The sequence below is a fragment of the Caballeronia grimmiae genome, from assembly GCF_000698555.1.
In the GTDB taxonomy this organism is placed as follows: Bacteria; Pseudomonadota; Gammaproteobacteria; order Burkholderiales; family Burkholderiaceae; genus Caballeronia; species Caballeronia grimmiae.
In genome coordinates this window covers 1-9,936 of record NZ_JFHE01000077.1, presented here as the reverse complement: position 1 = coordinate 9,936, position 9,936 = coordinate 1, and the positions used below count along the sequence as shown (strand labels likewise).

Sequence of the window (9,936 nt, the reverse complement as noted above, 5' to 3'; positions counted from 1 at the left end):
GCGATTGAGAGCATGCACATGCAGTTGCGCAAGAGTCCGGCGATGCACACTTTGCTGGCCGCACCGAAGATGCCCGAGATGACGGCGATTACATCGGGCGTCTTCGAAGCGCATCGAGCCCCAAAGCGACTTTAGGTAAAAGGTTTCATGCTGGGCCCCCGCGACTTCGGTCATCGCTTCCGCGATGTTGGGATACGCCCCGCAGCGGCAGATGTTGCCGCTCATGCGTTCGCGCATTTCCATGTTGGTCGGACGGGGATCGGCGAGCAAATCCGTACTGACATGGCTCGGCGGCGACTGCAGAGCAGACCTGTCCGGGCGTACAGTAGCCGCACTGAAAGCCGTCGTGCTTGATGAACGCCGCCCTGCATCGGATGAAGTTTCGCCGGCGTGCCGAGGCCTTCGATGGTGGTGACTTGGCCGCCTTGATGCATCACCGCAAGTGTGAGACATGAATTGATGCTTCGTCCGTCCACTATCACAGTGCAGGCATGGATCGAGAAGGCTAAAGCGTTGGTCCGACGAGTATCTCTTCCCGCGCCGGCCGTTCAAAGTCGTCGAGTCCGACACGCACCCTGTTGATGTCGCCGGAAGAATGACGCGAAATTCCATCGGTAATCGGAAAACGGGGCGCAAGCGAACATCGTCTACTCGCGGTACCGGTCAGCGCCGCAGTGATCGGGGCTGGTCGATTTTGAAAATCTCTAGGAATCATTCGTCTAACTCACGCTACCCCTCACGCGCATTCCGCAATGTAGACCTGGGCAAACCACGAAGCTGATCAACGCGGGATCCGATGCCAAGTAGCGAAGTTACGCGTGTTGGACAGTCGTCGGTGAATTGGTCGCTAGGCCAGCCTCATGCTCATTAAAGCGGGCAAGGTACTGATTCCGGGGCAGTGGCGCGTGTAGTCGCGCGCCCGGCGTGAACCGACCTACGGGCGTCTCGACCTAGCTGAACTGGACAAAGGAATGACACAGTGGAGTTTGTCAACGCCACCCGCATAGCCGCCGGCTACAACGTGGGTCTCGAAGCCAGCGGACGCGAACTCTTGGTCGTGGTTGTCAAGGGCACCTTCGTGCTGCCCAAGGCGGGCGAGGAAACTCGACTGCACGAGCGGCAACTGCCGCTCGTGATGGTCGACACGTTCACTGGCAAGCCGGGCCTCAGTGCGCCGCTCTATGAGATGGATTTCGCCGCCCGCAAGCGCGCATGCGATGTGCTGTTGATCGGTAGTGCGCATGCCCCCGACGGTCGACAGGCCACACGGGTCCGAGTCGGCGTTCGCGTGGGCCCGATGAACAAGAGTTTCGACGTCGTCGGTGATCGCATCTGGCGGAGCGGCGTGAGGGGAATCAGCGTCTCGGAGCCGCAACCCTTTGCGCGTATGCCGATCTCATATGACGTCGCTTTCGGCGGCGCTGATCTTCACAGCGATGACCAAAGTCAGCACGACGCCTACCCGTCTAATCCGGTCGGTCGCGGCTGGCATAAATACCTAAAGGCCGCATGGGTCGACGGCAGGCCCCTCCCGAACACGCAAGCGATTGAGAAGGCGGTAGCTTCCCCGAGCGGCACGTATGAGCCGATGGCTCTAGGGCCCCTTGGCCGAGCCTGGCGGCAGCGTTCTCGCTTTGCGGGCACGTACGACCAAACGTGGCTAGATAACGTTTTCCCTTTCCTGCCCAAGGACTTCGACGAACGCTATTACCAGACTGCACCCGAAGACCAGCAGTTGCCGGTTCCAACAGGGCCAATCGGGGTGGAGCTTACCGGCTTAACATCAGATGGCATCAGGCGATTCATTCTGCCGCATTTCGAAGCGCCGGTGCGCGTATTTCCAAGAACGGGCGGGCGTGAAGATTACGCGGCGAAACTCGACACGATCGTGTTCGAGCCGGACGAGGAGCGCTTTGCCTTAACGTGGCGGTTGACACGGCCATTGAAAAAGAGCCTTCACGAGATTGCCCAAGTCGTCGCCGGAAGAGATAACGCACTCTCAGGTCATCCAGTGAAGTTGGCCGCGTGTGAGCTTAGCAACGGATCTGCGCAAGTCTCTATGGCCGCACACTAAAGGAGACGAAGATGAGAAGGCCGTTGGAGATTATTGGTTCAGGCTTGGTAACCAGTGTCGGCTTGACCAGTGCTGCGGCGGCTGCAGCGATCAGGGCCGGACTGTCGAATGCCCAAATCACGCGTTTCATGGACTGGGGAGGTGAATGGATTGCGGCTCATGTCGCGCCGATCGAGGCACACGACCCGCACACGAAACTGCTGAAGATGGCAGCGACCGCAATCGAAGAATGCATCTGGAGGGCCGCGCTTGAGCCGGACATGAACATCGCTATGGTCTTGTGCCTGCCCGAGGCGTCGCGGCCGAGCACCGGCCATGAACTTGGAGCCTCCGCCATCGGGGAAATCGCCACCCTGCTGGGAACTCGCTTTTCGACGCATTCGTGCGTGATAACCGTAGGACGCGTCGGTGGATTCTTCGGGCTCGATCGGGCTCGTACGCTGGTGTATGAAGGCAAAGCTGACGCCGTACTCGTTGCCGGCGTGGATAGCTACGTCAACTGGCCGGCATTGAGCCATTTCGAGGACCGGCACCGGCTCCTAACAAGCCGGAACAGTGACGGTTTCCTACCCGGCGAAGCGGCAGCGGCTCTGATGGCCGCTCGTCCTAGGTCCGGAGTGGCACTGCGATGCGAGGGCTTGGGATTCGCGAGTGAGAGCGCAACGATTGATACCGACTTGCCGCTTCGTGCTGATGGATTGGTTGAAGCCATTCATGCAGCTGCGCGTGACGCTGATTGCCGGCCTCAGGACTTCGACTTGCGGATTTCTGGGCTATCCGGTGAGCACTATTACTTCAAGGAAGCGGCCCTCGCCATGTCTCGGTTGATCCGGGATCAAGGATCCGACGCTGACCTCTGGCACCCGGCGGACTGCACTGGAGAGGTGGGCGCCGCCGCCGGGCCGCTCGGCATCGCGATTGCAGCCAATGCCTGCGCCAAAGGATATGCCTCAGGATCGCGCATCCTTTGTCACCTTTCGAGCGATGGCACGGAGCGATCGGCCGCCTTTCTCAGCTATGGGATGCTCCAGTGAGCCACAACGTCTTCGCCAACGGCATGGAGATCTCGAGCAAAGCATCGAGCGGGAAAACCATCTGTAACACGCCCGATGTGTGCTTTACACCGCCGCTGACGCCGGCCACGCCACCGGGCGTGCCAATTCCCTATCCGAATACCGGCATGGCCTCGGATACGGCCGATGGATCGACCACGGTAAAGATTTCCAACCAGGAGGTCATGCTAAAGAATAGCTCGAACTTCAGCAAGAGCGCGGGTGACGAGGCCGGTTCCGCTCCGAAGAAGGGCGTGGTGACAAGCAAGAACATGGGCAAGGTTTACTTCAATGCCTGGTCGATGGATGTGAAGTTCGAAGGCGAGAACGTGCCAAGACACCTCGACATAACGACCCACAATCATATGTCGAAGACCCCCGGCAATACGCCGCCGATGCCCCATATATCGAGCATGGCGATGGGAATGTCCGCACCCAAGTGCGAAGCCTGCGCGGCAGCGGCGAAGGCGGGTAACCCGGTCAATCCCCTGCGTGGCAACAAGTTGCTCGACGGTGCCGAAGACCTCGACTTCGTTCTCCAGGGACCGCTGGACCTCGTGTGGCAGCGAGTCTACATGTCCAACCTGGCGCGGGTCGGCTTCTTTGGGCAGGGTTGGATAACCCCCGTAGAGATGCATTTGCTTCTTAAGCCGAAGCAAGTGGTCTTCGTCGATCGGGAAGGTCGTTTTATCGCGTTTCCTGCCATGAAGGTTGGCGAGACTTACTTCCATAGGCAGGACATGTGCACCTTGACTAGGGTCTCCTCCGGTGCCTATCGACTTGAGCAATCTGATGGACTCGTCCTGACCTTCGTTTTCCAGGCGCAGGGCGACCATGCGTCATGGCAAGCGCCGCTGGTGCGCATGTCCGACCCCAACGGCAACGCAATTACGCTCATCTGGGACGAGCATGGCCGGCTTCAGCGCATCGACGGTTCGGGCGAGCACGCGCTGCTGCTTGACTGGACTGGGGAGCGCCTCGCGCGCGTCCTCAGATGCCGCAAACAGACGGGTTCCTCCACGCGAGGTTCGGCGGATATCAACGCCTTGTCCGTCGTTGTGGCCGAGTACGAGTATGCCGATGGCGACCTTGTCAACGTCACTATCAGGGGCGGTAGGCGGACGCGAGAATTCAAGTGGACGAACCACATGATGGTTGAGCACGCGCAGCCGGGTGGACTGGTGTGCTCTTACGAATGGACGCAATACGATCCGGAAGGTAAAGTCCTGCGCTCATGGACGAACATCTGCAATGAACTGCGCTTCGACTATCGCGAGCAACGAACGATTGTCACGGACCAGGACGGGGTCGCCGAAATCTACGTCGCGGACCGCGACGGTCATTGGATCGGCTACATCGACGGCAAGGGCGGTCAATACCGGCGAGTGCTTGACGCTGATGGTCATCTCCTCGGCACGGTTACACCCACGGGAATTGCCACGAAGTCAGAGCTCGACGAGCGCGGATTGCCTGTCCGTTCGTGGGACGAAGCAGGCCAGCTCGCTGAGACCAAATGGCATCCCATTCTGTTTCTTCCAACGGCGGAGGTGGACCCACTGGGACGGACCGAGCGCTTCTCGTACGACGTGTGCGGGAATCTGCTGACACATGTGTTGGCCGACGGTGCAGCAACGCAGTATGAATATGACAGTCGCGGTCTGGTGATTGCGATCACGGATGCCCTCGGCAAGAGACAGTCGTTTGAGTACGACCAGGCGGGCCGCCTCGTGAAGGAGACCGACTGCACCGGCAGCGGCGAGCGCCTCGAATACGATGAACACGGACAACTGATTTCACAGATTGATGCCTTTGGCAACACGACACGTTATTCGTACTCGCCGGAGGGCGATCTGGTCGCTGTGACCGGCCCGGACGGCGCCACTACCCGTTACGAGTACGACTGCCTCGGCCGGCTGATTTGCGAAGTGGAACCGATGGGAGGTCGCACTACTTTTCTGCTGCGCCCCGACGGGATGCTGGCGGCGGCTATCGAGGCAGACGGGCAAACCACCCGCTACAAACGGAACAGCACCGGTCAGCTGCTCAAGATCGAAAATCCCAACGGCGCTACCTACTTGCTGGAATACGACCGAGTCGGCTCCATTTCACGCATGAAGACCTTTGAAGGTGTCGAGCATACCTTTGGGTATTCGGAAGATGATGTCCTCCGGTGGTCCGAAGAGAAACCGCGGACCGGCGAGGTCATCCGCACCACTTACAGCTACGATCCGGTAGGTCGGCCCACCAGACTGGCAACCTCGGACGGCCAGTGGGCGGAGTTCGAGTACGACGCAGCGGGCCAGCTAGTCACCGGTCGTAACCGCCACTCAATCGTCTCCTTTCAATACGATGCAGCCGGCCGCCGCACTCGAGAGAAACTCCGTCGTCTCGACGCGCCGCCGGCTAGCACGGCGTCGCGACTTAGAGAACTAAGCGGCTTCCAGAGCGGGTATGACGCGAACGGAAACGTCATTCACACGCAGATTCCAGGGGTTTTGGAACTAGCATTCCTTCGTTACGGTTCCGGCCACCTGCATCAGATTGCGGTAGATGGATCTCCGTATTGTGATCTCGAGCGCGACGCGGCACACATGCCCCGTTTGCTTTCGCACCAGATGTTGACGTCAATGCTCCAGTACGACGATGCGCTGCAGTTGACAGGAATCGATGTCTTTGCGACTGCACCCGCGAGTACCCACGGCGCGGCGGCGCCTTTGATCGCCTCCGGCTTTCAATACGACCTCAACGGTGACCTTTTGGTCGTGGAGCGCAGCGCGCCGTGGGGACAGGAAACCCGTAAGTTTCGCTACGACGCCAGTCGACACATTATCGACGAAAGCGGCACACACACGCCCGAAACGAGCATTCACTGGGATGAGGCCTCTAACCCGATTAATGCGCGCGGAGAAAAAATAGCAGACAACATGGTTCGATCGTTCGACGCTGTCACGGCCAGCTACGACGGTTTCGGTCGCATGAACGCTCGAAGTTCTCCGGCTGGCAACGCGCGGCTGGAGTGGAACACGTTGCACCAGTTGGTCAGCGCGAGAATACAGTCGAATGGCGCTGTGCACCTTGAACAGTATATCTACGACGCATTCGGGCGCCGCATCGCCAAGGTTACCAATGGCCGTGAGAAGATCTTCCAGTGGGAGGGGGAACGGCTGCTGATGGAGGAAGACGATCGGGCACGTCGCGTGTTCGTGTATCACGACCGCAGCCACGAGCCGATCGGCTTCGTGCTTTTTCCAGTGCACCGCGCAGATTCCTCGACGACTTCGGGTCCAGTACATCGTTTTCTTTATCTGCATAACGAACCTACAGGCTCGCCGTTTGCATTGACCGACGAGTCAGGGACTGTGCTCTGGCACGCCGTGCTCGGCGCCTTCGGCCCCGTTGCGGACCACGAAACAGATGTAGATGCGCCTGCAGAGGATGGCGATGCGAGCTTCCAGCCGTTGCGACTGCAAGGCCAATACTTCGATTCGGCGACCGGACTTTGCTACAACCGATTTCGCTACTACGACCCGCTCATCGGTCGCTTCATCAGTCCGGACCCGATCGGACTGCTCGGCGGCGTTAATGCTTACCGATACGCGCCGAACGTGCTTGCATGGATCGATCCTTTTGGCTTGCACCACGTCACTCAATCCAGGATTGACGGCGCTCGACGAGAGGCAACCGAGTCGCGTTCTATTGTCAGACAGGGCAAAGGGCAGGTTCGAGTGCAGCGCGAATGCTATTTGAGATATTGCACGGGAAAGAACGAAGGTAAGCGAGTGAAGGATCCCATAACCCTTGAAACTCGCCGTCTTGACATTGTGGTCATCAACATCGTGAAGGGCAACGTCATGAGAGCGGTCGAAGTAACGAGCACAACTAATGTTACGGGGAAGGAGGACCAGTTGGATAAGGAGAGGCGGATCCGAAAAGCCGGGGGCCAATGTATACGAGATCGTAAGACGGGAAAACTCAAGAGAGTACCGCGGGTCTCGAGAGTTGTGGGCAGAAGGTGAGCGGTCCATTCGCTACTGCAAGTTTCGGTAGACGAGTCATAGGAGCAACATGGTCATGGCAAGTCAAGACTCTGAAGAAATGGATTTGAAGAAGGTTGAGTTGTGGAACGTCGACGAGTCCCTCGAATCATACGGTGCCAACCGTATGGCCCGAAGCCAGGTGGAAAACAAGTACAAGGGGCTTATCAAGTTTCTCAACGAGAATGGTATGTTCAAAAAGAAGCGACGAGTCGTGGACGCGAGCGGCAAGCTGCTGGTCCGACAAGTGTTTGTCGGCGATCTCACAGATGAAGGATTCAGATTTGTGAAAGAAGTGCTCAAGCCGTGGCTCCGTTCGAAAACCGCAGCCGAAAACCCGGCCAATACAGCGATACTTGAGAAATACCTTAAGAAGGTGCGCGGAACGTAGAGAGCCGGCATGGGCTTGCACGCAGACGTTGCGCGGTTTCGGTTATCGTGCATGTCAACCTCGAAGACGCGTCATCGGACGAAGGCGACATTGATCTACAAGCGATCGAAGAACCTCAGAGCGGTTCAACTCCTGCTTGGGCATAGCAAACTTGAAAGCACCGTTCGATACCTCGGCATAGAGGTCGACGATGCGCTCGAGATCTCCGAGCAGACTGAGATCTAACGAAAACGGGCAGCGGCCGTCGGACAAGCTGTTCGTGGCGGCCGCCCTCGCGCCCTGCGGACCGTTCTTCCCGGCCCACGGGCGGCCGTTCGACATGGTAAGCAGGATCGTAGAGAACCGCTGGACCGATGACGTACAACGTAGTGCCCATCCATACAACAAAAATGCTTCGTGGACTGAAAAAAGCCGTTGCGTTAGCGTCGAGTTGCGTCGTCGTAGCGACTGTTGCTTACTTCTTCGCGCACAACGGCGCTGCATCCAAAGAGGAATCGAAGCCGGACGGGCTGAAATCCTTGACCTCACCTTCGGGACAGTTTCAAGCCATACTGCTCACGTGGGCGGGCGGGGGTGGCATTTCACCCTACTGCAACGAGGCATTGCTGGTCACCCCATCTTCCAAAAGCCAACAGCAAGCTGAACTGGAGAAGCGGTATGAGGTGTATTCCAGCGAATGCGGTGAGTTTGCGGATCACAGTCCCTCTCCGAAGATCACCTGGCGTTCCGATGACGTCCTGAGCGTAACGTTTTCTATCAACACGACGGCCGCAGGGCCGACAAACGTGAGATTGAAAAAGATTGACGCATCAGGGCGAGTCAGGATCGAGTTCGAAGCGAAAGAATAGACCTACTGCAATGTCCGCTTTGTGACGTTGCGACTGTCGCTTCCGGTCGTGAGTGTGACGTCGCTGACGGGGGCGGCCGCGCGACGTCGCGAAGGTCAGCAGTCCGCCGGGGTGCTGACGTTAAACGCAAAGAGCCTCAACGTCGGCAGAGGCCGATGAACCGTCAGCAAACATTGGCCGAGGAACGTCCGCTGGACTTTGCGAAGAGCCGTTGATGCCTCGACGTGCCGGAAGTCCGCTAAGGATCGGTGCGGTGGGGTCGCCGTCCGCGCGACTGTAATTGAGGCTCGCATCATGCGAAGGCTAGCGTGTCGCCTGCGAGCGCGAGCCCTAATGTTGTTTTTTTTACCAGGTTCGCTGCGCTAATTGTCGCTGCGCCTCATTCGAAAATTCGTCCGACCGGCCTTCCGGCCGTCCCGCTTCGTCCCAGAGTCATGATCGAGCATACTGATATGCTCTTCGGGGACGGTCAACGTCATGACTTCCTCCTGACAACCGTTGGACTCGGCACTGTCTGCATAATGCCGCAGTTGTCGGCATGAAGGGCAAGCATGTCCTTTGGGGTGAGCGGACGGCAGATGCGTGGTTTGCAACTCGTCTGCTTAAGGCGAGAGTAGCGTTTGAGGCGTGTACGCCGCCCGGCCGGATGCTTTTATGCACGAGGCCCAGATTCGGCTGCAGCGCGTTCGATCTAACCCGCCTTCGCCCGGTCGAGGCACAGACAGTGAGGATGGTTGATGGAGTTTCGCACCCCCCGATATGGTAACGGGTGCTGTCATATCGGTGACGGTGAAGCGGGTTAGCGCCTCTATATTTTTTTGCCCCAGCCTGGCATCGTCAACCGGGAAAGGGCGGCCCCATCTTGAAGTCTGAGAAACGCACCTTCAAGCCGCCGCGTTCGGGCGTGCAGCACATCGGGCCGACCAGCCAGCAACTAACCGGTGCTCGAAACTGCCGATCGTAATAGAGCGCTCCACCTCTGGCTCCGCGCCGGTGGTACCACTCTTCTCCTTGTTGTTCGTTATACCGCGATGGAGCGGGACGACGCGCCCCCCGCTCGCCACGGCTATGGCCGCGCACGCAGCGAGCGCGATCGCGACTGCACCGGTTTTCCGGCCGGCGAGCCCCGACACAATCAGGGCTGCACTGAGCGCGACCGGTACCCAACTGATGCCTTGCAATGCTTCAGCGGCCGAGACGCCCGAAGAGGGGCGGCCGTGCTGCAAGCGATTGCCCGTTTGCAGATCGATGATGCTGCCTGCCATGATGAATGCTCCCGTGATGAACGCGCGCTGCGCGGAATGATCCGTGCAACGGGATCGCTGAGGTAGGTTCGTGGCACTTGCGCTTACAGCACGCGTGCGGATGAGTCGCGGAACTGCACCGTTGCAAAGCATGGCTGGCACACCGCAACAGCGCACGCTATGCAAACGCATCGAAGAGGGTTTAGCTATCCTAAGTACACTATAGATAGCCGCCGCTTTGCATGTCGGGGCGGTGCTTAAGCTGCGTATTTCACACCAAGCTGGACAGCGAT

General features: G+C 58.8%; 6 protein-coding genes and 1 pseudogene. 5 read left to right on the top strand and 2 right to left on the bottom strand.

The window, feature by feature from the left end; genetic code table 11:
• Positions 1-150: 150 nt before the first annotated feature.
• Positions 151-491 (bottom strand): annotated as a pseudogene (locus BG57_RS34045) (2Fe-2S iron-sulfur cluster-binding protein); the annotation flags it as partial.
• Between the two features lie 488 nt (positions 492-979).
• Between BG57_RS34045 and BG57_RS30100 the strand changes: the two are divergent.
• From BG57_RS30100 to BG57_RS30075, 5 genes are all read left to right on the top strand, one after another.
• Entirely contained in the window at positions 980-2,074 is a 1,095-nt protein-coding gene (locus BG57_RS30100; protein WP_052006099.1) for a DUF2169 family type VI secretion system accessory protein, read from the top strand.
• Between the two features lie 11 nt (positions 2,075-2,085).
• Positions 2,086-3,108 carry a hypothetical protein gene (locus tag BG57_RS30095; protein ID WP_035970832.1) on the top strand — a complete coding sequence of 341 codons (1,023 nt, stop codon included), beginning with the start codon at positions 2,086-2,088 and terminating at the stop codon, positions 3,106-3,108.
• Positions 3,105-7,142 carry a PAAR-like domain-containing protein gene (locus BG57_RS30090; protein WP_152562754.1) on the top strand — a complete coding sequence of 1,346 codons (4,038 nt, stop codon included), beginning with the start codon at positions 3,105-3,107 and terminating at the stop codon, positions 7,140-7,142. Before BG57_RS30095 ends, BG57_RS30090 begins: the two co-directional genes overlap by 4 nt.
• Before the next feature lie 55 nt (positions 7,143-7,197).
• Positions 7,198-7,551 (top strand): hypothetical protein, encoded by a 354-nt coding sequence (locus tag BG57_RS30085; protein ID WP_152562753.1) that lies wholly within the window; start codon positions 7,198-7,200, stop codon positions 7,549-7,551.
• Between the two features lie 353 nt (positions 7,552-7,904).
• The gene (locus BG57_RS30075; protein WP_152562752.1) at positions 7,905-8,399 is read left to right on the top strand and encodes a hypothetical protein; all 495 of its coding nucleotides are present in this window, start codon (positions 7,905-7,907) and stop codon (positions 8,397-8,399) included.
• Positions 8,400-9,283: 884 nt separating this feature from the next.
• Here BG57_RS30075 and BG57_RS33530 read toward each other — a convergent pair.
• The gene (locus tag BG57_RS33530) at positions 9,284-9,664 is read right to left on the bottom strand and encodes a hypothetical protein (protein WP_035970822.1); all 381 of its coding nucleotides are present in this window, start codon (positions 9,662-9,664) and stop codon (positions 9,284-9,286) included.
• Positions 9,665-9,936: the final 272 nt, after the last annotated feature.